This is a genomic window from Allobosea sp. UC22_33, assembly GCF_042700715.1.
GTDB lineage: Bacteria > Pseudomonadota > Alphaproteobacteria > Rhizobiales > Beijerinckiaceae > Allobosea.
In genome coordinates, this window is the sequence record NZ_CP170556.1 from 374,355 (window position 1) to 399,538 (window position 25,184).

General features: G+C 66.5%; 22 protein-coding genes and 2 tRNA genes. 4 read left to right on the forward strand and 20 right to left on the reverse strand.

All coding sequences use genetic code 11. The features are described from left to right. The first annotated feature begins 56 nt into the window (after positions 1-56). The gene (locus tag ACFJGT_RS01745) at positions 57-1,682 is read left to right on the forward strand and encodes a long-chain-fatty-acid--CoA ligase (RefSeq protein ID WP_377845236.1); all 1,626 of its coding nucleotides are present in this window, start codon (positions 57-59) and stop codon (positions 1,680-1,682) included. Between the two features lie 242 nt (positions 1,683-1,924). Here the strand turns inward: ACFJGT_RS01745 and ACFJGT_RS01750 are convergent, their stop codons facing one another. Next, positions 1,925-4,417 (reverse strand): methyl-accepting chemotaxis protein, encoded by a 2,493-nt coding sequence (locus ACFJGT_RS01750; RefSeq protein ID WP_377845238.1) that lies wholly within the window; start codon positions 4,415-4,417, stop codon positions 1,925-1,927. A 161-nt stretch (positions 4,418-4,578) separates the two neighbouring features. On the opposite strand from ACFJGT_RS01750, the gene ACFJGT_RS01755 reads away from it, so the two are divergent. After that, positions 4,579-5,355, forward strand: coding sequence for a DUF1499 domain-containing protein (locus ACFJGT_RS01755; protein WP_377845240.1), 777 nt, complete (start codon positions 4,579-4,581; stop codon positions 5,353-5,355). 10 nt (positions 5,356-5,365) lie between these two features. Here the strand turns inward: ACFJGT_RS01755 and ACFJGT_RS01760 are convergent, their stop codons facing one another. From ACFJGT_RS01760 to ACFJGT_RS01770, 3 genes are all read right to left on the reverse strand, one after another. Then, the gene (locus ACFJGT_RS01760) at positions 5,366-6,280 is read right to left on the reverse strand and encodes an MBL fold metallo-hydrolase (protein ID WP_377845242.1); all 915 of its coding nucleotides are present in this window, start codon (positions 6,278-6,280) and stop codon (positions 5,366-5,368) included. A 13-nt stretch (positions 6,281-6,293) separates the two neighbouring features. Further along, complete coding sequence (locus ACFJGT_RS01765) at positions 6,294-6,428, reverse strand: hypothetical protein (protein ID WP_377845244.1); 135 nt, start codon at positions 6,426-6,428, stop codon at positions 6,294-6,296. 321 nt (positions 6,429-6,749) lie between these two features. Further along, positions 6,750-6,826, reverse strand: a tRNA-Pro gene (locus ACFJGT_RS01770). Between the two features lie 149 nt (positions 6,827-6,975). On the opposite strand from ACFJGT_RS01770, the gene ACFJGT_RS01775 reads away from it, so the two are divergent. Next, positions 6,976-7,050, forward strand: a tRNA-Gln gene (locus ACFJGT_RS01775). 4 nt (positions 7,051-7,054) lie between these two features. Here the strand turns inward: ACFJGT_RS01775 and ACFJGT_RS01780 are convergent. The 9 genes from ACFJGT_RS01780 to ACFJGT_RS01820 all read right to left on the reverse strand — a co-directional run bounded on the left by ACFJGT_RS01780 (position 7,055) and on the right by ACFJGT_RS01820 (position 16,934). After that, positions 7,055-8,542 carry a mannitol dehydrogenase family protein gene (locus ACFJGT_RS01780; RefSeq protein WP_377845247.1) on the reverse strand — a complete coding sequence of 496 codons (1,488 nt, stop codon included), beginning with the start codon at positions 8,540-8,542 and terminating at the stop codon, positions 7,055-7,057. 3 nt (positions 8,543-8,545) lie between these two features. After that, complete coding sequence (locus ACFJGT_RS01785; RefSeq protein ID WP_377845250.1) at positions 8,546-9,286, reverse strand: glycerophosphodiester phosphodiesterase family protein; 741 nt, start codon at positions 9,284-9,286, stop codon at positions 8,546-8,548. 43 nt (positions 9,287-9,329) lie between these two features. Next, positions 9,330-10,220: an ABC transporter permease subunit gene (locus ACFJGT_RS01790; protein WP_377845252.1), complete on the reverse strand. Its 891-nt coding sequence runs from the start codon at positions 10,218-10,220 to the stop codon at positions 9,330-9,332. Between the two features lie 7 nt (positions 10,221-10,227). Continuing rightward, positions 10,228-11,235, reverse strand: a complete 1,008-nt coding sequence (locus tag ACFJGT_RS01795) for an ABC transporter permease subunit (protein WP_377845254.1) — start codon at positions 11,233-11,235, stop codon at positions 10,228-10,230. Continuing rightward, the gene (locus ACFJGT_RS01800; RefSeq protein ID WP_377845256.1) at positions 11,219-12,532 is read right to left on the reverse strand and encodes an extracellular solute-binding protein; all 1,314 of its coding nucleotides are present in this window, start codon (positions 12,530-12,532) and stop codon (positions 11,219-11,221) included. The genes ACFJGT_RS01795 and ACFJGT_RS01800 overlap by 17 nt, the downstream gene beginning before the upstream one ends. Positions 12,533-12,689: 157 nt before the next feature. Next, the gene (locus ACFJGT_RS01805; RefSeq protein ID WP_377845258.1) at positions 12,690-13,637 is read right to left on the reverse strand and encodes a sugar-binding transcriptional regulator; all 948 of its coding nucleotides are present in this window, start codon (positions 13,635-13,637) and stop codon (positions 12,690-12,692) included. A 7-nt stretch (positions 13,638-13,644) separates the two neighbouring features. Continuing rightward, positions 13,645-14,322 (reverse strand): HAD family hydrolase, encoded by a 678-nt coding sequence (locus ACFJGT_RS01810; protein ID WP_377845261.1) that lies wholly within the window; start codon positions 14,320-14,322, stop codon positions 13,645-13,647. Positions 14,323-14,395: 73 nt separating this feature from the next. Further along, positions 14,396-15,856 (reverse strand): xylulokinase, encoded by a 1,461-nt coding sequence (gene xylB, locus ACFJGT_RS01815; protein WP_377845264.1) that lies wholly within the window; start codon positions 15,854-15,856, stop codon positions 14,396-14,398. Positions 15,857-15,893: 37 nt separating this feature from the next. Next, positions 15,894-16,934: a zinc-binding dehydrogenase gene (locus ACFJGT_RS01820; RefSeq protein ID WP_377845266.1), complete on the reverse strand. Its 1,041-nt coding sequence runs from the start codon at positions 16,932-16,934 to the stop codon at positions 15,894-15,896. A 185-nt stretch (positions 16,935-17,119) separates the two neighbouring features. Here ACFJGT_RS01820 and ACFJGT_RS01825 point away from each other — a divergent pair, with 185 nt between their 5' ends. Beyond that, entirely contained in the window at positions 17,120-18,070 is a 951-nt protein-coding gene (locus ACFJGT_RS01825) for a sugar-binding transcriptional regulator (protein WP_377845268.1), read from the forward strand. Between the two features lie 12 nt (positions 18,071-18,082). Here the strand turns inward: ACFJGT_RS01825 and ACFJGT_RS01830 are convergent, their stop codons facing one another. From ACFJGT_RS01830 to ACFJGT_RS01860, 7 genes are all read right to left on the reverse strand, one after another. Beyond that, a complete protein-coding gene (locus tag ACFJGT_RS01830) occupies positions 18,083-18,874 on the reverse strand; it encodes an inositol monophosphatase family protein (RefSeq protein WP_377845271.1) in 792 nt (263 codons plus the stop codon). Then, a complete protein-coding gene (locus tag ACFJGT_RS01835; RefSeq protein WP_377845273.1) occupies positions 18,871-19,713 on the reverse strand; it encodes a phosphodiesterase in 843 nt (280 codons plus the stop codon). Before ACFJGT_RS01835 ends, ACFJGT_RS01830 begins: the two co-directional genes overlap by 4 nt. A gap of 88 nt (positions 19,714-19,801) precedes the next feature. Then, positions 19,802-21,070 carry an ABC transporter substrate-binding protein gene (locus ACFJGT_RS01840; RefSeq protein ID WP_377845275.1) on the reverse strand — a complete coding sequence of 423 codons (1,269 nt, stop codon included), beginning with the start codon at positions 21,068-21,070 and terminating at the stop codon, positions 19,802-19,804. Between the two features lie 89 nt (positions 21,071-21,159). Next, positions 21,160-21,924 carry a carbohydrate ABC transporter permease gene (locus tag ACFJGT_RS01845; protein WP_377848896.1) on the reverse strand — a complete coding sequence of 255 codons (765 nt, stop codon included), beginning with the start codon at positions 21,922-21,924 and terminating at the stop codon, positions 21,160-21,162. Positions 21,925-22,034: 110 nt separating this feature from the next. Next, on the reverse strand, positions 22,035-22,958 hold the full coding sequence (locus ACFJGT_RS01850) for a carbohydrate ABC transporter permease (protein WP_377845277.1): 924 nt from the start codon (positions 22,956-22,958) through the stop codon (positions 22,035-22,037). Further along, positions 22,955-24,148 carry an ABC transporter ATP-binding protein gene (locus ACFJGT_RS01855; protein WP_377845279.1) on the reverse strand — a complete coding sequence of 398 codons (1,194 nt, stop codon included), beginning with the start codon at positions 24,146-24,148 and terminating at the stop codon, positions 22,955-22,957. Before ACFJGT_RS01855 ends, ACFJGT_RS01850 begins: the two co-directional genes overlap by 4 nt. 79 nt (positions 24,149-24,227) lie before the next feature. Then, positions 24,228-25,049 carry a metallophosphoesterase family protein gene (locus ACFJGT_RS01860; protein ID WP_377845282.1) on the reverse strand — a complete coding sequence of 274 codons (822 nt, stop codon included), beginning with the start codon at positions 25,047-25,049 and terminating at the stop codon, positions 24,228-24,230. Positions 25,050-25,184: the final 135 nt, after the last annotated feature.

The following is a 25,184-nucleotide window of genomic DNA, read 5'->3' on the forward strand; positions in this document are numbered from 1 at the left end:
TTTCGCGCGAGCCCGTCGCTATCCTCACCGGCACATACTCTCGGGAGGATAAGCGCATGCTCGGCCTGATGCAGGACTGGCCCCTTCTGCTCCACCGCATCATCGACCACGCCGCCGTCCAGCACGGCACCCGCGAGGTGGTGAGTCGCGCCGTCGAGGATGGAGCGCTCCGGCGACGCAGCTATGTCGAGATCCGCAGCCGCGCGCTGAAGGTGGCGAAGCGCCTGCAGCGCGAGGGTGTCGCACTGGGCGACCGGGTCGCGACGCTCGCCTGGAATACCGACCGGCATCTCGAGCTCTGGTACGGCATCAGTGGCATCGGCGCGATCACGCATACGGTCAACCCGCGGCTCTTCCCGGAGCAGATCGCCTGGATCGCAGGGCATGCCGAAGACAGGCTGCTCTTCCTCGACCTGACCTTCGTGCCGATGATCCAGGCGATCCAGGACAAGCTCCCGACGATCGAGCGCTACATCATCCTGACCGATGCCGCGCATCTCCAGTCATGCGGCCTGAAGAACGCCGTCGCCTATGAGGATTGGCTCGCCGAGGCGGACGACGATTTCGCCTGGGGCCGCTTCGACGAAAATACCGCGGCGGGGCTGTGCTACACCTCGGGCACGACGGGCGGGCCGAAGGGCGTGCTCTATTCGCACCGCTCGAATGTGCTGCATGCGCTTGCCTGCGCCGCGCCGGATTTCATGGGCCTGTCGGCGCGCGACACGGTGCTGCCGGTGGTGCCGCTCTTCCACGCCAATAGCTGGTCGCTGGCCTATTCCGCCCCGATGACCGGCGCCAAGCTGGTCATGCCCGGTGCCAAGCTCGACGGCCCCTCGCTGCACCAGTTGCTGGAGGAGGAGGGCGTGACCATGACGGCGGCGGTGCCGACCGTCTGGCTGGGTCTCCTGCAGCATCTCGAGGCGACGAACGGCAAGCTCTCGACGCTGAAGCGCGTCGTCATCGGCGGCTCGGCCTGCCCGCGCGCGATGACCGAGGTCTTCGAACGCAAATATGGCGTCGATGTCGCCCATGCCTGGGGCATGACCGAGATGAGCCCGCTCGGCTCCTTCTGCTCTATGAAGCCGGTCTATGAGGGGCTGGAAGGCGATGCGCTCTACGATCTCAAGGTGAAGCAGGGCCATCCTCCTTTCACCGTCGAGTTCCGCCTCACCGACGATGCCGGCGCGGACCTGCCCTGGGACGGCAAGACCTTCGGCCGGCTCAAGGTGCGCGGGCCGGCGGTGGCGGGCGCCTATTATCGCAGCGAGGACGATATCCTCGACGATCACGGCTTCTTCGATACTGGCGACGTTGCGACCATCGATCCCGCCGGCTACATGCAGATCACCGACCGCTCCAAGGACGTGATCAAGTCCGGCGGCGAATGGATTTCCTCGATCGATCTCGAAAATCTCGCCGTCGGCCACCCGGACGTCGCGGAAGCAGCGGTGATTGGCGTCGCCCATCCGAAATGGGACGAGCGGCCGCTGCTGGTGATCGTGCCGAAGCCCGGCCGCACGCCGGGCAAGGACGAGATGCTCGCCTTCATGACCGGCAAGATCGCGAAATGGTGGCTGCCGGATGATGTCGTGCTGGTCGAGGCGATCCCGCACACGGCAACCGGCAAGATCCAGAAGACGAAGCTGCGCGAGATGTTCAGGGATTATCGCCTGCCGGTGTGACCAGCGTTCTTCTCTCTTGGTCTCAGAAAGAGCGCGTCATCCCGGACGGAGCGCAGCGGAGATCCGGGATCCATGCCTGAACCTTGATCGGAGGCGTTCCGGCATGGATCCCGGGTCAAGCCCGAGATGACGGCGATGATTCGGAGCGAAATCGGCAAGCATGAGCTGAAGCCGGAAACGCAAGCGGCGCCCTTTTGGGGCGCCGCGCGTGTCGTGTTCGAGACTGGTTCGGAGGCTGGGCCTCAGAACTCCTCCCATCCGGAATCGCTGACCCGGCCGCCATTGGCGACCTTGCGCGGGGCGGGCATGGCCTTGGACTGGACGAAGGCCGCCTCGGCGAGCTGGCGCAGGCGCGCCGGTTCGGCGGAAGCCGCCCGCAGCGGCGCCTTGACCGTACGCGGAGCCATCGCGGCTGGCTGGGCGTAAGCCGTCTGGCCCACCTGCTCGCGGCCGGTGCGGAAGGTCGCGACGAGCGCGTTGAGCTGCTCTATCCGGCCGGACAGCGAGCCGGCCGAGGCCGCGCTCTGCTCGGACAGGGCCGCGTTCTGCTGGGTCATCTCGTCGAGATGCGCCACCGCCTGGCTCATCTCGTCGATGCCGTTGGCCTGCTCGCCCGACGCCGCCGAGATATCGGCGATCGTCGCCGCGACTTTCTGCGAGGCCGCGAGGATGCGGCTGAGCTGCTCGCCGGCCTGCCGCACCAGCTTGACGCCCTCGCCGACCTCGACATTGGACGAGGAGATCAGGCCGGAGATGTCCTTGGCCGCGGAGCTCGAGCGCTGCGCCAGCGTGCGCACTTCGGACGCCACAACTGCGAAGCCCTTGCCGGCATCGCCGGCACGCGCTGCCTCGACGGCCGCGTTGAGCGCCAGCAGGTTGGTCTGGAAGGCGATGTCGTCGATCACCCGGATGATGTCGGAGATCTTCTGCGAGGCCGTCTCGATCCGGGCCATGGCGTCGACCGCCTGGCCGGCGATGGCGCCGCCGCTCTCGGCTGCCTGCATCGCCTCGTCGGCGATCCGGGCTGCATCCTTCGAGGCCTGGGCCGAGGCCTTGACCGAAGCTGCGAGCTCCTCGGTCGTCGCCGCGGTCTCCTCCAGCGAGGAGGCCTGTTCCTCGGTGCGCTTCGACAGGTCGTCGGCACCCATGTTGATCTCGCGCGCGGCCAAGCCGACATCGGCCGAGGTCGTCTGGATCGTCGCGACGGTGTCCGACAGACGGTCCACCGTCTCGTTGATCGCGCCCTTCAGGTCGGCGAAGCGGCCGCGATAGGCCGTCTCGACCCGGTTGGTCAGGTCACCGCCGGCGATTGCGGACAGGGCCTCGGCAAACTCCGTCGTCGCGCCGTCCACAACCGCGTTGATCTCGTTGATGCCCTCGACGAGCTCCTTGAGCGGGCCTTCCATGCCGCCGACCTGCGCCTTGCCGGAGAAATTACCCACGCGGGCATCGGCGACGATATTGGCGACCTCTCCGAGCAGCTTCTGGACATGGGCAGCCTGCTCGGCATCGGCGAGCATAGCGAGTTCGCGGTCGCGCCGGTTCTGCTCGAGGGCGAGCGCGTTCTCGCGATAGACTTCGAGGGCGCCGCTCAGCGCGCCGATCTCGTCCGGCGACGGGGCGGCCGGGATGGCCTGGGCGAAATTGCCCTGCTGCATCTCGTCCAGCGCGGATTTCAGCGAGACCAGCGGCCGTGCGATCCGGCGCTGCACGCCGCGCAGGCTCATCACGCAGATCGCGAGCAGGGTGGCGAGCAACGCGGCGACGATGCCGAGCTTGACCCAGGCGGCGTTGAGCTTCTTGTCGGTGCGCACCACCATGTCGTCGAGCGACTGGGTGACGGCCGAGACGATGGCCGTGAACGGCCCGTTGCACTGTTGCGTCCACTCTTCCGCCGCGATGACGGGGCCGGCGCCCTGGCCGAGCTTGCCGATCAGTTCGTCCATCTTGCGGTTGGAAGCCTCGACCTCGGCCGACATGACGCCGACCTTCCGGGCCAGCTCGCTGCCGACGCCGGGGCGGGAGGCAAGCTGCTTCAGCGTGTCGCCAGCGGCGTTGGAAACGCCGCGCAATTCGCCGAGCTTGCGGATCTGTGCCGTTTCCAGCGCCTTGCCCGAGCCGAAGACCGGGCGCAGCACCGAGCACTGCGTGCCGTAATTCGAGCGGACGTCCCAGCCGGCCGACTTGAAGCCCTGCAGATCGGCGAGGATCGGGTCGGCGAGGCGGGCGGCGTTGGAGGTCTCGTCCGAGGCCTTGACGATCGCGCCTTCGATCGCACCGACGCCGTTATACCAGGGCATGGTGGCGGCCAGGCTGCGCTGCGCCTTCGGCTTCGCCGCCTCGGCATAGAGATCAGCCATCCTGGCGTCGGTCAGCTTCTGCTGCTGCAGGATGCCGGCGATCAGCTCCTTGCGGCCAGGCAGGCCGGTCTCGTCGAGCTGGGCGACTGCGTCTGCGATGCGGCTGCGATTGCTCTCCTCGATCTGCTTCAGCATCGCGACTGGATCGTCTGCGACCTGGATGCTGGTCTGGGCCTGTCCGCGTGCGGTGCGGATCGCATTGCCGGCGAGTAGCAGGGCCTTGTCGGCCTGGACCAGCTCGCCCAGCTCCATGTTGCTGCGCACATCCGAGATGGATTGATACGCCATGTAGCCCAGCGCACCGATGCCGGGCACGCACAGGCAGGCCATGGTGGCGACGAGATAGTTCTGGATCGACGAGGGGAAGAATTTCACGGGGTACTCGAGCGTGACATGCGGCGGTAAGGCAGTGAGGAAGATCGAGAGGCAGGCCGGTGGCCTGACCTCGTCCCGCCGTTTTATTGTCGATTTGATTAAGATTACGCTTCGCTTGTGCCGCGGCTTGCCTTCCGGTTGCATGACGGGCACGAAAGGGCATGCACCGCCGTCTCGTCTTCGAGGAACCGGTTTCGCGCGCGGCCGTCTGGAGCCGCCGGCTGGCGTGGTTTTCCTGCGCGGTCCTGCTGCTGTCGCTGCTGCTCGTGCGTCTGCGTGAGCCGAGCATCGAGGGGCTCGCGCCGGTCGTGGGGGCCTATCTCCTCGTGCTTGCGGCGCTTGGCCTTGCCATCATCGCCTTCATTCGCATCTGGCAGTCGGGCCATCGCGGCGTCGGCATGGCTGCGGGGGCAATGCTGCTCGCGCTCATCTTGCTCGCGCCAGCCGGCTATGTCGCGCTGAGATTCGTGACCCGGCCGGCGCTCGCCGATGTCTCGACCGATATCGACGATCCGCCCGCCTTCAGCCGCTCGCAGGCCGCGCTGACCGCTCGTGCCGGACGGGTCCCGCCGGACGTGCCGGCCGAAAGGCGGCGCCTGCAGCGGCAGGCCTATCCCAAGGCGGTGCCGATCCTGCTCGAACTGCCGGCGGAGGCCGCCTTCGATCTCGCCAGACGCGCGGCGCTCGGCCTGGGCTGGCAGGTGCTGGAGACGGCGCGGCCGGGTGGGCGCAGCGGCGCAGGGCGGGTCGAGGCCGTCGCGCGTGGCCGCCTCCTGCGCTTTTCCGAAGACATCACCATCCGGGTCAGGCCGCGCGTCGATGGCAGCCGCATCGATATCCGCTCGGCCTCGCGTCTCGGCAGTCATGATCTCGGCGCCAATGCCGCGCGTGTCACGGCCTTCGCCGACGAGATCGAATTGCTGATGGAGAGCCGCTGAGCAGCCGGCGTCAGGCGAGCCTGTAGCGGCTGGCGAGGGCGGGTATCGCGTCGCTGGACTGGACGGCCCCACGCAGGACGAGGTCTTCGAGCTGGGCCAGGACCGAAAGCGCCGCGGCTCCGTGCAGGACCGGCGCCAGGCCCTGATAGATCACCGGCACCATCGCGGCGATGGTCTCGTCGCCTGCGCCAAGCCGGTTCAGGATCGCGGCCTCGCGCTGGCGCCGATGCTGGACGAGCCCGCGCAGGAAGCGCTGCGGCTCGGTCACCGGGCCGCCATGGCCGGGCCAGTAGCGGGCATGTTCCAGCCCGCGCAGCTTCTCGATCGAGGCCATATAGGCCGCCATCGAGCCGTCTGGCGGCGCGACGACCGAGGTTGACCAGGCCATGACATGGTCGCCGGAGAACAGGGTCGCTTCCTCGGCCAGCGTGAAGGCGAGGTGATTGGCGGTATGGCCGGGCGTCGCGACGGCGGCGAGGCTCCAGCCGGGGCCGGAGACGGCGTCGCCGTCGTGCATTTCCGCGTCGGGCACGAAATCGGTATCGGCCGCGGCATCGAGCACGCGGCCCTCGCCCGGTCCGAGTTCCCGCGACGGGCGATGCGGCCCGCAGCCGACCACCATCGCGCCGGTCGCAGCCTTCAGCGCCGGCACGGCGGGCGAGTGGTCGCGATGGGTATGGGTGACGACGATATGGCTCACCGTCTCGCCACGGATCGCCGCCAGCAGGCGCTCGACATGGCCGGGGTCGTCGGGGCCGGGATCGATGATCGCGACCGTGCCGCGGCCGACGATATAGGAGCAGGTGCCGGTGAAGGTCATCGGCCCGCTATTGCCGGCGATGATCCGGCGCACCAGCGGCGACAGGTTCGCGACCGTGCCGGCCTCCGTCGTCGCGCTGCGGTCGAACTCGATCTCGTCGCTCATCTCGGGGATGCGGCTAGTTGGTCGACTTGCCGCCGCAGCTCTTGGTGTCTGAGGACCCGAACAACGGGCCGAAATTGCCGCATTTGTCGCAGCCTGACAGGAAGACGGCCAATCCGAGGATGCCGGCAAGGAGGGTGATGCGCTTCATGGCCCGACCGTTCGATTCGATGAGGCGGCACTCTAGAGATTGTCGGGGCGGGGCGACAGGGGCGAGTCGCCGGGTCTCGCTCAAAGGGCGAGATCGGCGAGCCAGCCCAGGATGCAGATCGCCGAAAGGGCGATCAGGGCAAGCGTGGCTTTCGCATCGGCCGGGCAGTCGCGCAACATGGTCGTCTCCGTTTCGGAGCCGACGCAATAGGCATGCCAGTTGACGGTTGGGTGACGGTTTCCCGATGGGAGTTCCAGCCGGAAAAAGAAAAAGGCCCGTGAGGGCCATTTCTCTGACGTCTTGAAACATCACGGGAAATTTTGGTCGGAGTGGCAGGATTTGAACCTGCGACCCCCTCGTCCCGAACGAGGTGCTCTACCAGGCTGAGCCACACTCCGATCTGCTGGTGGCCGGCTTATAGCCAGCACGCGGCTCCCGCGCAACAGGCTCTTTGCAGGTTGTGGAGGAATTCTTGCAGCGCGAGCAGGGATGCAGGCGGCATGACGGTTGCGTGCCGCGCCGCCGCGTTCTAGAAGGCGCCGCAGATTGGGGCGTCGCCAAGCGGTAAGGCAGCGGTTTTTGGTACCGCCATGCGGAGGTTCGAATCCTCCCGCCCCAGCCAAGCATCACCGGGATCGGTGCGATGCGAGATAGGCATCGATGCTCGCCCGGGTTCCGGACTGCCAGATTGCCTGCAGCGATCGGCCGAACGCCTCCCGGAAGCGCGGATCATCCGCCAGATGTCCATAGATATCCCGCATCTGCAGCCAAGTCTCCGGCGCGGATCGGGCCTGTTGCGCCTGCGCGGTAAGCCGCGACCAGCTCGGGTCGTTCGGCGCGATCGGCTGCCCGCTTTCCGTCTCGCCGTAGCAGTACCGGCACCAGAGCGCGCTCACGAGCGCGAGCCCGTCGACTGGCAGCCCGGCCTGCAAGGCATCCCGCAGCGTCGGCAGGATGAATTTCGGCTGGCGGTTCGAGCCGTCGAGGCAGAGCCGGCGAATGGTGTCGCCGATCTTCGGATTGGCGAAGCGCCGTTCGATCGTGCGCTTGTAGTCTGCTAGATCGGTATCCGGCACCGGCGGGACGACAGGGATGACCTCGTCGTCGAGCAGGGCCGAGAGGAAGCGAGCGATCTGAGTGTCCTGCATCGCCTCATGGACGAAGTGGATGTCGAGAAGACCGGCCGGGTAGGCGATCGCCGCGTGGCCGCCATTGAGGATGCGGATCTTCATCAGCTCGAACGGTGCGACATCGGCGACGAACTGCACACCGACCTCTTCGAGACGCGGGCGGCCGGCAGGGAAATGATCCTCCAGCACCCATTGCCGGAAACCCTCGCAGAAGACCGGGCGGCTGTCCGCGATGCAGAAATCGTCGCGCAGCGCCTGACGCTCGCGCTCGGATGTCGCCGGCGTGATGCGATCGACCATGCCGTTGGGAAAGGCGGCGCACTCGCGAATCCAGCGCGCGTCCGCGGAGGTGATCAGGTCGACGAGCCCCGCAACCGCATCCGCCGTGACATGGCCGTTGCCCGGCAGGTTGTCGCAGGACATCACCGTGAAGGGCTGCAGGCCGGCTGCGCGCCGCCTGAGAAGCCCGGCGGCGATCAGGCCGAAGGCGGTCTTCGGAGATGCCAGGCGATCGGCGGCATCGGCCACGATATCGGGATGGCCGGGATCGAAGGCCTGCGTTGCCGGATCGATGTAATAGCCGCCTTCGGTGACGGTCAGCGAGACGATCCGCGTGCGGGGATCGGCGAGCCGTTCGAGGATCGCGGCCGCATTGCCCGGAGCGACGAAATCGATCATCGCGCCGGTGACGCGAGCCTGCGATCTCTCGGCCTCCTGCGTCACGACCGTCGTCAGGAAATCCTGCGCGGCGAGATCCTGGCCCATTTCGGCGTCGCTCTCGCGCACGCCGGTGCCGATGATCGCCCAGTCATGATCGCGCCCGCGCTCGAATAATTCGTCGAGATAAGCGGCCTGATGCGCGCGGTGGAAATTGCCGACGCCGATATGGACGATGCCGGGGCTCAGTTCTTCCGCGCGATAACTGGGAACGCTAACCGCCGGGCCGAGCTGCCCGAGTGTCGCGCGGGACAGGCGCACCGCCATGGCTCAGGCCTTCCGAGCCGCACGCAGCATCAGAGCGAGGTCGGGGCGGTCGCTGGTAATCTGAGCAATCGGCTGTCCTAACCAGAAATCGAGATCGCGCACCGTGTTGGGCACCCAGGCGCCGAGCTTGTCGCGGCCGACGATGCCGACGGCGCGGTCGACGCAGAGCCGCAGCAGCGACTGCTCGACGGCGATGATGCAGCCGAGGTCGACGAAGCGCTGCAAGGTCCGATCGACGCCGCCGAAGGCCTCGCAGGAGCGACGATCCACCGAGGCGAGCCGGCGCATACGCGGCGCCTTCGCCCGGATTTCCTCGATCACCTCCGGAACGAAGCAGGTCAGCACGACGCGCGAGGCCATCTTGCGCGCTTCGACCAGCGCGATGACCTTGTCGAGCAGGCCGGGATAGGGATTGCCGTAGGCATCCATCTTCATCTCGATTTCGAGCTCGATCCCGGTCGGACCGAAGACGTCGAGCACTTCCGGCAAGGTCGGGATCGTTTCGCCCAGCGTATCGTCGAGCGTTACCTTGGCGAGCGCCGCGCGCGACAGATGCGCGACCGGCCCCCTGTGGTCAGTGGTGCGTTCCAGCAGCGGATCGTGGATCACCGTGATCTCGCCATCGATGGAGAGATGCACGTCGAGCTCGACGGCATCGACGCCGAGGGCGCAGACGTTGCGGAACCCGCTCAGGCTGTTCTCCGCCCAGATGTTGCGCGCGCCGCGATGACCGATGATCCGCATGTTGAAAAGCCCTGCTAGCCTGTTGCGAGTTTCTTGCTGGCTATTACTTGCCGCTATCCACCAGCCCCTTCACGAACCAGCGCTGGAGGATGAGGATGACGATGGTCGGCGGCAGCATCGTCAGGAAGGCCGCGTTCATCAGGAGATGCCAGGTCGGCAGCGAGTCGCTCTGCGGCATCAGCTTCTTCAGGCCGATCACGGCATTGGCCATGGCCGGCTCGGTCGTGAGCAGGAGCGGCCAGAGATACTGGTTCCAGCCCATCAGGAAGAGGATGATCGCCAGCGCCACGATGTTCGAGCGCGAGAGCGGCAGCAGGATCAGGCGGAAGAACTGCCATGGCGTGGCGCCGTCGATGCGCGCGGCCTCGCAGAGTTCGTCGGGGATGGTGAGGAAGAACTGGCGGAAGAGGAAGGTCGCGGTCGCCGAGGCGATCAGCGGCAGGATCAGGCCGGAATAGGTGTTGACCAGGTTCCAGTCGAGATCGACCAGCGCCTTGATGCCGAGCCAGGAGCCGAGGATGTTGAGCGGCAGCGCGACATTCGCGGCGGATTCATAGGTCGGCACGATGCGGACCTCGATCGGCAGCATCAGCGACATGAAGATCAGCCAGAAGGCCGTCATCCGGAAGGGGAAGCGGAAATAGGTGACGGCGAAGGCCGCGATCACCGAGACCGCGAGCTTTCCGATGGTGATGCCGGTTGCGATGATGAAGGAGTTGAGCAGGAGCCGGCCGAAATTGGCGCTGCTGAGCACCGTCTGCGTATTCGCGAAGAACTGGCTGCCCGGCAGCCAGGACATCGGCACACGCATGATCTCCTGCTGCGTCAGCGATCCGGTGACGAAGACGAAATAGATCGGCAGGCAGACGAGTGCCGCGCCCACCAGCAGGATGAGGTGACAGAGAGCGTCGATGACGGGGGTGCGCTCGTTCATCGCGGGCCTAGACGCTGTAGTTCACGCGGCGCTCCACGAAGCGGAACTGCGCAAAGGTCAGGAACAGGGCGAGCGCCATCAGCACGACGGATTGCGCGGCCGAGGAGCCGAGGTCGAGCGTGACGAAGCCGTCCTGATAGACCTTGTAGACGAGGATCGAGGTGGCGCCGGCCGGGCCGCCGCGCGTGGTCGCGTCGACGATGGCGAAGGTCTCGAACAGCCCGTAGACGAAGTTGATGACGATCAGGAAGAACAGCGTCGGCGCAATCATCGGCAGCGAGATGCGCAGGAAGCGCTGGATCGGCCCCGCGCCATCGAGATAGGCGGATTCGAGGATCGACTGGGGCACCGACATCAGGGCCGCGACGAGGAAGATGTAGTTGTAGCAGATGTGCTTCCACGAGGCGGCCATCACGACCAGCGCGAGCGCATGCCAGGAATTGCGGTTAGGGTCCCAGTCCAGCCCCATCCCCTGCAGCATATGGGCGACGGGGCCGACGCGGGGATTGAACAGGAAGGCGAGCATGATGCCGGCGATCGCGGGCGCGATGGCATAGGGCAGCAGCAGCACGGTGCGATAGGCGCCGCGCCCTCGCAGGATATGGTTCGAGGCAAAGGCCAGCAGCAGCGCGAGCGACAGGGTCAGCACGTTCTGCGCGATCGTGAAGATCAGCGTGACCTGCGCCGAGGACCAGTAGACGTTGCTGCGAAAGAGCCGCTCGAAATTCTGGAAGCCGACCCATTGGGTCGTGGCGCCGAACGGGTCGGTCAACTGGAAAGCCTGGATCAGCGCCCTGATCGAGGGGATGAAGAAGAACAGCAGCAGGATGAAGAGCTGCGGCGCGAGCAGCCAGAAGGGCAGACGCCATTCCTTGAAATGCGCGCGCTTGAGCCCGCTTTCCGCCTGACCATCGTCGGCACCCTTCAGGAAAAGGCGCCGCAGCGGCGAGCGGAGGCGTGGACCGCCTCCACCAGCCGCCGCGGGAAGGCCAGCCGACTTATTTCTTGCCAGCATTGAGCTGCTCGTAGCGACGCAGCGCCTCGTTGCCGCGCGACACGGCATCGTCGAGCGCCTGCTGCACCGGCTTCTTGCCCAGGAAGGCGGCCGAGACCTCTTCCATGATCGCGACATTGATCTGGTTGCTGTTGCCGATGCGGAAGCCGAGCGAATTGTCGCTGGGCGTGCCGCGCATCAGCTGGAGCACCGCGATCTCGCGGGTCGGGTTCTTCTCGTAATAGCCCTGCGCCTTGGCGGCATCATAGGCGGCGGTCGTGACCGGAACATAGCCCGTCGCCTGGTGCCACCAGACCTGCGTGTCGGTCTTGGCGAGGAAGTCGTAGAAGGCGGCGACCGCCTTGTATTTCTCCGGCGTATGGCCCTTCAGGGTCCACAGCGCGGCGCCGCCGATGACGCTATTGCGCGGCGTGACGCCCTGCTCATAGGGGATTTCCCTCGCGCTCCAGTCGAACTTGGCGGCCGCGACGACGGCGGCGTGCGAAGCGGTGGAGGCGATGATCGTCGAGCACTCGCCGGAGGTGAAGAGCTGGATCGGGATGATGCCCTGGCCGGCGAGCTGCATCACGCCCGACGAGACGAGGCGCTTCATCCGCTCGACCTGGCCGACGAGCTTGCCCTTGTTGAAGACGAAATTGGTGTCGAGCCCGTCCATGCCGTTGCGCTTGGTCGCATACGGGATGTCGTTCACGGCGCTGTAGTTCTCGAGGAAGCTCCACTCGTAGTCGCCGGGGAGCACCATCGCGCATTTCGAGACGCCCTTGGCCTTGATCGCGTCGAGCTGCGGCTCCAGCTCCTGCCAGGTCGCGCCGGGCTTGTCGAAGCCGGCGGCTTTGAAATGGTCGCGGTTGTAGAACAGGATCGGCGTCGAGGAGTTGAACGGCATCGCCTGCAGCTTGCCGTTGATGGCGAAGTAGCTGACCACCGGGGCGATGAATTTCGAGGTGTCGAGCGGCATGCCCTGCTCGGCCATCAATTCGTTCGTCGGGACGATGGCGCCGGAATTGACCATGGTCAGGAAGGAGCGCTCATTCGACTGCACGATCTCGGGCTGGCGCTTGGCGCGATAGGCCGCGATCGTGCCGTTCAGGACCTCGTCATAGGTGCCCTTGGCGATCGATTTGACGACGTAGTCCTTCTGCGAGTCGTTGAACTTCTTCACGACCTCGTCGACGCGCTCGCCGAGCGCGCCGCTCATCGCGTGCCAGAGTTCGATTTCGGTTGCCGCCTGCACGGCGGATATCCCCGTCAGCAGCAGGGCGCCTGCGCCCGCCAAAGCACCATAGAAAGGTCGCATGTCAAAGCCTCCCTCATTCGTCTTCTGCGAGCATATGCTCTTTGTTGAAGCATATGCTCGCACACTGGCCTGTTATGTCAACCGTTGGTGACGGGCGGATGACAGCCGCGTGCAATCGCTCGCGCGCGGGGCGGATGAATGAGGTGATGGGTGGGGGTCAGTCCGCGAGCAGGGCGCGGGCGGTGTCCTCGTCGGTGACGAGGCCGTTGATGATCTTGCCGGTCAGGGCGGCGCGCAGCGGCAGGGCCTTGGCCGGGCCCTGGCCGATGCAGATGCGCAGGCGGCTGCTGCCCGGTTCCGGCGGGACGCTGGTGACGCGCAGGTTGGTGCCGCGGTCTAGGAAGCGGCCTTCCGCGTCGAAGACCCAGCCGGTGACTTCGCCGACGGCGCCGTGGCGGACCATGTCGAGCAATTCGCTGCGATTCATGAAGCCGTCGCGATAGAGCACGGCGTCCTCGCCGATCTGGCTGATGCCCATGACCCAGAGATCGGCCTCGCCGGCGATGGCGCGGATGCGGCGGATCGACTCGATCTCGACGAGCTGGGCACGCTCCTCGGGGCTCGACACATAAAGTGGCAGCGGCATCGGGAAATGCTGTGCCTTGGTGATCTCGGCGAGCTTGACCAGCGTGTCGAACGGGCTGGCCGATCCGTCCGGCGAGATCGTTCCGACCAGCGAAACCAGCCGGTGCAGCGGGCAGGACATCGAGGGCACCCGCTCAATGCTGGCGCGCATCGAGCGGCCGGTGCCGAGCGCCATGACCAGCGATTTACGCGAGCGCAGCCAGCGTTCGATCAGCACGCCGCCCAGCGCGGCGATGCCCGCTGCGCCGGTTTCCGGCGAGCCGTCGGAGGGGGCAACATCGCAATGCAGCAGCTCGAAGCGGTCACGCAGTCTGGCCGCGAGGTCCATGCAGGTGCTGATCGGATGGTTCATCCGGAAGCTGATCAGGCCCTCGCTGCGGCAGAGCGAGACGAGGCGTTGCGCTGCCGGGCGCGAGATATTCAGGATCTGCGCGATGTCGTCCTGCGTGCGGCCGGCGATGTAGTAGAGCCAGCCGGCGCGGGCGGCGTCTTCAAGGCGGGCGCTGTCGTTCTCTGCCATCGCCGTCTCAGTGTGGCGCGGGCGCAAGCGCGAGCTCTCGCCAGGATTCGAAAAGCCGATCGGCTCCGGCTGCCAGCAGGGCCTGGCGCTGGTCGAGCACGGCGAAATGGCTGCCGGCGGCGAGGCCATAGGCCGTCATGCCCGCCGCCTTCGCCGCGGTCACGCCGCTGACGCTGTCCTCGATCACCAGGCACCTCTCGGGCGTGACGCCGCGCTCGCTTGCCGCCAGCAGGAAGAGGTCGGGCGCGGGCTTACCGCGCTTGACGCGCGTCGTGCTGAAGATCCGTCCGGCGAACAGGTCCCAGAGTTCGGTCTTGCGCAGGCAAAGCTCGATGCGCTCCTCGTCGCTGGACGAAGCCACGCAATAGTCACTGCTCAGGCCTTCGACGGCATCGCGGACGCCTTCGACCGGCTGGAGGTCGCGTCTGAACGCCGCGAAGAGCTGCGCCCGCCAGTCCTGCGTGAAATCAGCCGAGGCCGGGCGGCCGGTCATTCTCTCGTAATCCTCGATGACTGCGCTGGCCGGCCGGCCGAGATAGCGGCGCATGACCGCCTCCAGATCATAGCTCTCGTCGAAAGGCGAGAGAAGATCGACCAGGGTCCGGCAGCTGATGGTTTCGCTGTCGACGAGCACGCCGTCGCAATCGAGGATGACGAGGTCGAAGGGCGGGTGCGGTGAGGGCATCGGACAACAGTTGATTTGAACGGATGCTCACATGAAGAGCATTCGCCCGATCATCTGTCAAACTTCATCTCGGTCAGCGCAGCGTGCGACAGACCTCCGCGGCACGACGCCAGAAGGCGTGGCGCTCGGCATAGGCCGCTACCCTGTCGGGGTGCGGCGTGAAGATATCGGCCTCGCCGGATGGCGGCGTGCAGACCGCCTCCGGACTTTCGTCGGTGCAAGCGAGACGCGCGAGACGCGCCGCGCCGAAGGCCGCGCCGGCTTCGGTTTGCCGGTAGCGCCTCAGCGGCAGGTTCAAGACGTCGGCAAGGATCGCTAGCCACGTATCCGAACGTGCCCCGCCACCGATGGCCATGGCCTCGCTGATCGGCGATGCCTCGGCTTCAAGCGCTTCCTTGCCATCCCGAAAAGCGAAGGCGACGCCTTCCAGAACGGCCTGGGTCATGGCCTTGCGATCGGTCTCGTGGCCGAGGCCGGCAAAGAGGCCGCGTATCTGCGGATCGTTGTGAGGGGTGCGTTCACCCGACAGATAGGGCGTGAACAGCACCGGTGACGGTTGCTCGACCTGCGCACGAAGCTCGCTCAGCAACACGGCTTCGGACTGTCCGCAGACCGCGGCCCACCAGTTCAGGCTCGCGGCAGCCGAGAGATGGACCGACATCTGGTGCCAGCGATCGGGCAGGGCATGGCAGAAGGCATGGACGGCGCTGCCGGCGCGCGGTTCGAAGCCGGCGGTGGTGCGCCAGAGCACGCCGGATGTGCCGAGCGACAGGAAGCAGCTATCCGGCGCGACGGCGCCCAGCCCGACCGCTCCTGCGGCATTGTCGCCCGCGCCGCCGGCAAAGAGAGGCGGGGCGTCGAAGCCGAGTTCGTGGCTGAGTTCGGGGCGCATGCGGCCGGCAGGTCGCGAGCCCTCGACGAGGGCGGGCATGTGGCTGCGATCGAGCCCGGTCGCAGCGAGCATCCGGTCCGACCAGGCGCGACGGCCGGTATCGAGCCAGAGCGTGCCGGAGGAGTCGGACATCTCCTCGATCGCCTCGCCGGCCAACGCCAGCCTCAGATAGGCCTTCGGCAGCAACACCTTGCGGGTGCGCCGGAAGATTTCCGGTTCGTGCCGGCGTATCCAGAGCAGCTTGGGCGCCGTGAAGCCGGGCATGGCGATGTTGCCGGTGATCGCACGGGAATCCGGCTCGCTCGCTTCGATCCCGGCGCATTCGGCGGCGGCGCGGCCGTCGTTCCAGAGCATGCAGGGGCGTAGCGGTTGATCGCATTCGTCCAGCAGAACCGCGCCATGCATCTGCCCGGAGAGGCCGATGCCAGCGCAACGGCGAAAAGCCTCGGGGGCTGCGCTCTTGAGGCCGTGCAAGACATCCAGCGTCGCGGCGATCCAGTCGGCGGGGGCCTGCTCGGACCAGAGCGGGAAGGGGCGGGCGATGGTCAGCTCTCTCGTCACTGAGCCGAGCACATGCTGCCTGTCATCGACAAGCACGGCCTTGACCGACGACGTCCCGAGATCGATGCCGATATAGGTCACATCAAGGCCTGTGGCGCGGGTTCAGCGGTGTCGGGCTTCAGCGATGGTCTTCTGGCAAGTCGCCCGGATAGATCATGCTCTTGACCATACCGTCTTCATTCGACGCATGACGGCGGAAGGCGGCCGGCCCTTCTGCAAGAGGGAAACGATGGCTGACCACGGCCTCGACATCGACCTTGCCGAGCGCCACCAGTTCGATCGCACGCGGATAGACATGGCCCATCCGGCGCGAGAACTTGATGTTGAGCCCGCGCCTGCGGGCTTCTGCGGCCGGGATCACGTAGCTGTCGCCGTCGGGAATGCCGACCAGCACGACACGGCCGCCGATGCGGGCGGCGCGAATGGCGTCGCGGAAACCTTCGGGGGCATTGGTGGCCTCGATGACGAGGGGCATTCCTTCGCCCTTCGTCCATTCGGCGATGTCGGCGACGCTGGCGCCGGCCTTGTTCGCGCCGAGCTTCAGCGCCAGCTCGCGGCGATGCGGCTGCGGATCGCAGGCCAGGATCTCGCCGACGCCGGCCGTGCGCAGCACCTGCAGGATCAGCAGGCCGATCGGGCCGCAGCCGATCAGCGCGACACGTTCGAGCAGGCGCGGCTTGGCCAGGTCCACCGCATGGATCGCGACGCCGAGAGGTTCCAGCATCACCGCCTCGCTCGGCGAGAAGGTCTCGGGCACCGGCACGATCTGCGATTTCGGCACCCAGATCCGCTCCGTCATCGCCCCGTCATGCGGGGGAGCCCCGATGAAGACGACATCGGGACAGAGATTGGGATGGCCGTTTCGGCAATGCTCGCACTTGCCGCAAGCCTGGTTGGGATCGACGGCGACGAGGGCGCCGCGCGTCAGGCCGAGCTCCGGCAGGTCCTCGGTCAGCCAGCCGCTGAACTCGTGGCCTGGCACGAAGGGCGTCGCGATCACCGCCGAGCCGATGCCGCCATCCTTGTAGTAGTGCAGATCGCTGCCGCAGAGCCCGACGGCGGCGACATCGAGCAGGGTTTCCCCCGCCGCTCCCTCGCGAAGGTTGAACGGGGCGACGCGGGCATCGCCCGCGGCGTGGAGGAAGATGGCATTGGACATGGAAGTCTGCGCTCGTTTCGCGGAAGGCCTTCAACAAATGTATTTTCTGATTTACATTGGTTTTCGTCAAGCGCGAAACCGCTGCGGCTCTGCGCGTTGTGGGATGGCCTGAAAGCGATGTAAGCCAGCTTCGAAGACCATGCCGACCGCCTCGCAGGCGGAGCCCATCGCATCAGGATACCGCCATGCCGGAGGAACCGCAGACGCAAGTTCGAGCCGCCTGGCTCTATTACATGGAAGGTTTGACCCAGGCGGAGATTGCGGACCGGCTGAAGATGACCCGTCTGCGCGTCAACCGGCTTCTGGTCGAGGCTCGCAGCAGCGGGCTCGTCAACATCACCATCAATTCCCGGCTGGAGAGCTGCGTGAGGCTTGAACGCGCGCTGATGGCGCAGTTCGGCCTGAAAGACGCGATCGTCGTGCCCAGCCCCGCCGATCCCGATCAGATCGCAGCGCAGATCGGCAAGGCGGCCGGCGAGTTCGTCTCGCGGGTCATCGAGGAGAACCCCACCGGCGTCTTTGGTGTCGGCTGGGGCGGGACGCTGCGGGAAACCATTCGCCATATCCGCCCCGGGCAGTATCGCGACCTCGCGGTCACCTCGATGATGGGCGGGCTGACCTATGGGATCGAGATCAACACCTTCGAGATCGCCAGCCATTTCGCCCGGCTCTGGCAGGCGCAATGCCATTATCTGGCGGCGCCGATCTATGCCGGGGCGCCGCAATCGCGCGACACCATCCTGGCGCAGGACGTGTTCGAGGCGGCCTTCAGCCGGATCAGGGCGACCGATGTCGCGATCCTCAGCGCCGGCGATTTGAGCGAGCGCTCGCTGCTGGTGCGTTATGGCTTGCCGGGCGATGTCCGTGTCGCCGAGCTGACGGAAGCCGGCGCGGTCGGCGATATGCTCGGCCAGTTCATCGACCGCCACGGGCAGGCCATCGCGCATCCGATCAATCGCCGGGTCATCGCGCTCCCGCTCGATGCGCTGCGCCGGATCCCGACCGTGATCCTCGCCTCCGGCGGGACGAACAAAGCGGAGGTCATCGCGGCCACCTTGCGCGGGAAGCTCGCCTCGGTGCTGATCACGGACGAGGATGCGGCGGCGGCCGTGCTGGAGAGCCCGGCGCCGGCCTGACGGGCCGCCGCGTCAGGCGCTGCGGATCGCCTGTAACAGCTCGTCGTGGATCAGGCCGTTCGTCACGACCTTCTCCAGGTCCTCGTCGAGCGAATCCCGGCCGTCGATCGTCGTCACCTTGCCACCGGCTGCCCGTACCAATGGCATCGCCGCGGCATGCGAGACGATATCGGCCTTGAGGCCGATGAAGGCGTCGAGCCGCCCCGCCGCGACCAGCGACATTTCCAGCCCGCCGGAGACGATGACCCGCACGCCGCGGCACAGGCCGGCGAGACGGCGGATGACATCGCTCGTCCGGTTCGCGTCCTCGGTGCTGTAATGCGAGGTCAGGCAGATCGAGACGACCGCGTCGCTGAGGCGTGTCGTGGCCGAGACGCGCGCCGGTCGGCCATCGACGGTCGCGATGCCGCCTTCGGCGAAGCGAGCGGAGAGCCCGGCGAGCGGGGCATGGGTGAGGCCGAGCACGGTGCGGCCCTGCTCTTGATAGGCCAGCGTGACGGAGAACCAGGGCAGGCCAGAGGCGTAGTTCACCGTGCCGTCGAGCGGGTCGATGATCCAGCGCGGCGCCTGCTCCGAGCCGGAGAAGCCGGCCTCTTCCGAGAGGATCGCCGCCTCAGGCGTCAGCACGCGCAGGCCGTCGATCACGAGGCGCTCGGAGGCGAGGTCGGCCGCCGTGACCACGTCGTTCAGTTCCTTGCGGGTGACGCCAAGCTCGGCGCCCTGCATCTGCACGAGCACGTCGCCAGCGCGGCGGGCGAGGGCATCGGCCTGGTCGAGCAGTGCGAGAAGGCGTGGTTCGGTCATCGAGCGGGCACCATTTGCGGCTTTCCGGGATAGGCGGGATCGAGCACGAAATCCCGCCGCGGTCCATAGTCGCCGATCGGCTGGAGATGGCTGATCATGCCGAGGCCGGGCTTCCAGACATGGAGCGCGAGCGCCGGCGGCTCCATCACGAAGCGGTTCTCGGTGCCGGGCCTGAGATCGAGGGCGACCTGATGAGCCGTTCCCGGCACGACATAGCCGATGGTGCCGGCGAAGCGCAGCTGGATAGGCCGGTGGTAATGGCCGCAGAGCACGCGCTCGATCTCGGGATGGCGAGCGATCAGTTTGGCAAAGCCCGGCGAGACCTTGCAGGGCATGATGTCCATGCCGTCGACGCCGACAGGGAAGGGCGGATGGTGCATGAAGACAAGGGTGGGCTTGCCCTGTCCTTGTGCAAGCTGCTCAGCGAGCCAGGCCTCGCGCGCTGCGCAGATCTCGCCGCCATCCTCGCCCGCGACGACGGTGTCGAGCCCGATCAGCCGGACCGGGAAATCGTCGACGACGTAGTGCAGGAAGCCGGTTTGCGGCAGGTAAGGATGGGCCGGGCCTAGTTCCGCTGCGAAGGTGTCGCGGCGGTCGTGATTGCCGGGAATGACATAGACCGGCATCGGCAGGCGCTGCAGCGCTGCGCGAACGATGCCGTATTCCTCCGGAAGGCCGCAATCAGAGAGATCCCCTGTAACCAGCACGCAGTCCGGCCGCGGTTCCAGCTTCAGGATCTCGTCGACGGCCAGCTCGATCGCCGGATTGGTCTCGACGATGCCATAGGCTGGGTTGCCGTGCGGGCGGGCATGGAAGTCGCTGAGCTGGGCGATGATCATTGGGGACGTGTCCGGCAATCGGGAACAGGAGAGCCGCCCGGCCGGGTGAGGACCGGGCGGCATTGAGCGGGCGACGAGGCGCCGCCGCTTACTTCATCAGGGCTTCGGTCTCGGAGACGATGCGCTCGATGCCGGCCTTGGGCTGGATCTCGCCGCGCATCACGCCGGAGACGACCTCGCGCTGCTGACGCCAGATGCGCACCGAGTTGCCGCCCGGGTAGCCTTCCCACGGCGCGGCGCGGGAGACCTGGCCGTTGATCGTGCGGAAATTGGCGTTCTCCTTGTAGAACGGGCCGAGGAAGGCATCTTCGCCAGCGCGCAGATTGGTCGGCATGTAGCCGGCGGTCTCGACGACGATCTTCTGGGCTTCCGGGCCGGTCACGAACTTGATGAACTCCCAGGCGGCCTTCTGCTTGGCGGGGTCCTTGGCGGTGATCAGCGCGGCGTTGCCGCCGGTCGGCAGCTTGCCCTTGGCCTTGTCGTCAACCGGGAAGAGGGCAGTCTTCAGCGTGAAGCGGTCGCCGATCAGGTCGGTGACCTGGCGCAGGCGAGCCGGGGTGTCGAAGAAGATGCCGATCTTGCCGGCGATGAACTGCTGGCGCGACTGATCCCAGTCGATCAGCGGCATGCCGCCTTCAGTGACGAGGCTACGCAGCGTCGCGAGCGTCTTTTCGCCAACCTCACCGCCGAAGGCGACCTTCTTGCCATCGGGCGCGAGCATGGAATGGCCGCCCTGCAGGATCATGCCGCGCCAGAGCCAGTCGTCCGGCCAGTCATGGATGTTGTAGGCCACGCCAGCGGTGTCGCCGCTGCGGATCTTCTTGGCGAGCGCGACCGTGTCGGCCCAGTTATCGGGCATCTTGTCGGGGTCGCCGCCGGCCTTCTTCACCAGTTCGGCATTGAAATACATCAGCGGCGTCGAGGCGTTGAAGGCGAGGCCCGCCTGCTTGCCGGCGACCTGGCCGAGCGAGAGCAGAGCATCGGAGTAATTGGCCTTGCGCCAGGCTTCCGGCTCGGCCTTCAGCAGCGGACCGAGATCGACGACCTGCTTGCGCTTGTCGAGGGTCTCGACGAGTTCGGTGAGCAGATGGAAGCCGGAATAATAGACATCCGGCAGCTGGTTGGTCACCGAAGACCGCAGCATCGCCTGATGGCCCTCGTCATAGCTCGCGGCCGGCGCCCGGAAATTGATCTTGATATCCGGGTGCTTCTTCATGAATTCCGCGGCGATCGGCTCGTGGAACTTGGCGAAGGCCGGGAAGGCGTAGAGCACGTCGAGCGTGACCTGGGCCTTCGCGGCTGTCGAGGCGAGAAGGGTCAATGCCGCAGCGGCAAGGGCTTTGCCGAGAGGTTTCATGCGTGATCTCCTTGGCATGGACAGCGGTGCTGTCGGGTTGCAGTTGCTTCAGGCCTGAACTTTGGGCGGGGGTGCGGCAGTGCTGCCGGCTACTTCACCCCGGTCATGGTGATGCCGTCGATGAAACGGCGACGGGCGACAAGGAAGGCGATGACGAGCGGCGCGGTCAGGATCGTCGCGGCGGCGGTCAGCGCGCCGTAATTCGATCCGGTCTCGGCATCGGCGAAGAACATCATTCCGAGCGGCGGCGGCGCGAGCTTGGCGTCGGAGATGACGATCAGCGGCCAGTAGAGATCGTTCCAGTGTGCTACCGCCGAGAACACCGAGAAGGCGGCGATGGCCGGCCAGGCGCTCGGCGTGACGATGCGCCAGACGATCTCGAACTCGCTCATGCCGTCGAGCCGGGCGGCGTTGATGATGTCGTCGGGAAAGCTGCGGAAGAACTGGCGGAACAGGAAGATGGCGAAGACCGAGAGGAAGAACGGCACCATCATCGAGAAATAGGTGTTGAGCAGCCCAAGCTGGGCGAGCGCGATATAGAGCGGCATCGCCGGCACCTGCACCGGGATGCACAGGCCGAGCAGGACCAGTACGAAGAGCGCGTTGCGGCCGGGAAAATCGAGCTTCGCCAGCGCATAAGCGCAGGGGATGGCGACGAGAAGCTGCACGATCAGGATTCCCCCGCAGAGGATGACGCCGTTCAGCGCGAAGCGCAGCAGGGGAGCTTTCTCCATCGCGAAGCCGTAGTTCTCGAGGCCGTAGAACCGCTTCGGCCAGAGCGAGATCTCGGCGTTGAAGATCTCGGCTGGCGGCTTGATCGAGGTCACCAGCATCCAGATGAACGGCGCCAGCATGAAGATAGCGCCGGCGATCAGCACGCCGTGGACCAGAACGAGTGTCACGAACCGGCGCAGCACCGAATGAGTGGGCGTGACCGGAGCGGCAGGGAGCGCGAGATCGGTCATCAGTAGTGCACCTTCTTGTCGAGGGCGAAGGTCTGCACGGCTGAGAAGACGAGGATGAAGGCGAGGAAGATGAAGGTCAGCGCCGCGGCATAGCCGGTGTGGAAATACTGAAAGCCCTCGAGATAGATGTTGTAGAGCAGCACCTCGGTGGAGCCGACCGGCCCGCCGCGCGTCATCACCGCCACCGTGTCGAAGATCTTGAAGGCGGTGATCATCGTGGTGACCAGGACGAACATCGTCGTCGGCCCGAGCAGCGGCCAGGTGATGGTCAGGAAACGGTCGATCCCGCTGGAGCAGCCGTCGATATCGGCGGCCTCGTAGAGATCGCGCGGGATCGCGGTCAGCCCGGCGAGAAACAGGATCATGTTGAAGCCGATCAGCTGCCAGATGCCGATCACGGCGAGCGTCGTCAGCGCCGTCGAGGGCTCGCTGAGGAAGGCGATCGGGCCGATGCCCAGCCATTTCAGCAGGCCGTTGACCGGGCCGAGCGAGGGATGGAGCAGGAATTGCCAGACCGTCGCCATGGCGATCAGCGTCGAGGTCACCGGCAGGAAATAGACGACCTCGTAGAAGGAGCGGGTGCGCTTGCGCCGATGCACCAGCACGGCGATCAGCAAGGCGCCGAACACGCCGCCGGGCACGACGATGGCGACATAGAGCAGCGTGTTGACGAGCGAGCGCCGGATGATCGGATCGGCCAGCGCCTTCTGGAAATTCGCGAGGCCGACCCAGTCCATGTCGGTGCCGCCGAACTCGTAATTGGTCATGCTCAGCCAGAGCAGGACGGCGAGCGGCAGCAGGATCGTCAGCAGGAGCAGGATGAAGGCGGGCAGCGCGAAGCCGAGTCCGGTGACGCGCTCGATCCAGCGCCTGCGGTGCGTGGCGGAAGCAAAGCCGGCGGGCGAGGCGAGGGCGAGCGTCATGCCCCGGCCCTCAGCGGCACGACGGAGCCGGTCGCAGCACCGGGGCTGCGTGGCTCGATGCGCTCGCCATCGGCGGCGAAAACATGGGCTGCGGCCTCGTCGAAGCAGAGCGTGACCTCGGCAGCCTCGTTGACACCGGCGGCTACGGTCGGCGTCGCGCGCATCGTCACGCCGGCCGCGTCGCGCCCGGCGAGATCGAAATGCAGGATGTACTCGGAGCCGAGATTCTCCTTGCGCCGCAGGCGGGCCGAGAACCAGGCCCGGCCCTGGCCGCCGGGCTCGCCCGAGACGAGGGTGAGCGCCTCGGAACGGATGCCGAGCGTCACCGCTTGCCCGGCGGCGAGCGGAACCGCGAGCGCCAGCGGCCGGCCGAAGAGTTCGAGGCGCCCACCCTGCGCGACCGTCGCCGGCAGCAGGTTGATCGTGGGGCTACCGATGAATTGCGCGACCTTGAGCGAAGCCGGCTTCTCGTAGAGCTGGGAGGGCGTGCCCAGCTGCCGCACGGAGCCTGAATCCATCATCGCGACGCGGTCGGACATCGTCATCGCCTCGACCTGGTCGTGCGTGACATAGATGAAGGTCGCGCCGAGGCGCTTGTGCAGCTCGGCCAGCTCCGTGCGCATATGGACGCGCAGCTTGGCGTCGAGATTCGAGAGCGGCTCGTCCATGAGGAAGACGTCGGGGTTGCGCACCATCGCGCGACCGAGCGCGACGCGCTGGCGCTGCCCGCCGGAAAGCTGGGCCGGTTTGCGGGCGAGCAGATGGTCGAGCTGGAGCTGTGTCGCCACTGCCGCGACATCGGCCTCGATGCCGCGCATCACGGTCCTGCGCTGGGCTGAAATCTGCCGCAGTAGCGGCAGGCGCTGCCAGAGCTTGAGCCGCGACATCGTCAGGGGCAGGGCGATGTTCGCGCCGACGCTCATATGCGGGTAGAGCGCATAGGTCTGGAAGACCATGGCGACGCGGCGCTCATGCGGGCGCAGATGGTCGACGCCATTGCCGCCGATCGCGACGCTGCCGCCGTCCTGATGCTCCAGTCCGGCGATGATCCGGATCAGCGTCGATTTCCCGCAGCCGGACGGGCCGACCAGCGTCAGGAACTCGCCATCGGCGATATCGAGATCGACGCCGCCCAGGACCTTCGTCGGTCCGAAGGATTTGGCGATCGAGGAGAGTGTGACCTTGGCCATGGCTTCGCCTTTCTGCGGCCCTGCGGGCTCATCGTTGGGCGTGTTTCGGCCCGGCGCCCGGTGGCGGCCGGGAGGCGTTTCAGGCAGCGCGCGGCGGGTAGACCTCGTGGATCACGTCGTCGATCCAGAGCGTCTTCAGCGCGGATATTTCGTGGATTTCGGCGGAGAAATCCCGTCCGTCGAAGACATAGGAGACGGCACCGAGCGTCGTCGTACCGGCCACGCCCGGCTGCAATTCGGGGCCGACGACGAAGCCGGATGAGGGCCCCCAGATGTAGCGCGTGCCGGCGATCGTGAAGTCATGCGCGCGGTGTAGGTGGCCGCAGGCGACGAAGGCGACCTCGTGGCGACTGATGAGATCGAGCAGATGCGCGCGTGGACGCGGCGGAACACTCCAGTAGCCCATGTCGCCCTCGTCGGGCGCCTGGACGAAAAGCGGGCGGTGCAGGAACCAGCCGAGCCGGCGGCCCTGCGCCCCTGCGATCTGCCGGTCGAGCCATCCGAGCTGGCGGGCCTCCTCGGCCTCGTCGCTACCGAACAGCATCGAGTTGAGGCCGATCAGTCGCCAGTCTTCCAGATCGCGAACCCAGAAATCCGCGCCGAGATGCTGGCGCCAGCGCCCGAGGCGGGCGTCGTTCACCGGCTGATGCGGATGATAGGCCTCGCCGACGTCGTGATTACCGGGGATGCTGAGCACCGGCACGCCCAGCGTATCGAGCAGGGCGCGGCAATGACGCATGTCCTCGTCGATATCCGCACCATCGACCGTGACGTCGCCGGTATGGATGACGAGGTCCGGTGCTTGTGCGCTGAGCCATTCGGTCAGCGGAGCCCAATTATCGGCGAAATGCCGCTTGGTCGGACTCAGATGCGTGTCGGAAATCTGCACGATACGCTGCATGTTCCCTCCGGAGTTCGCCACTTCATCGGGCGACCGTCTATCCCCGGTGCGAGCGCCGGGCAGCGGCTTTGCCTTGGATCATACAAATGAATGTTTGATGACACAATTGTATTTTAAGGCTCGTTCACCTCGCTG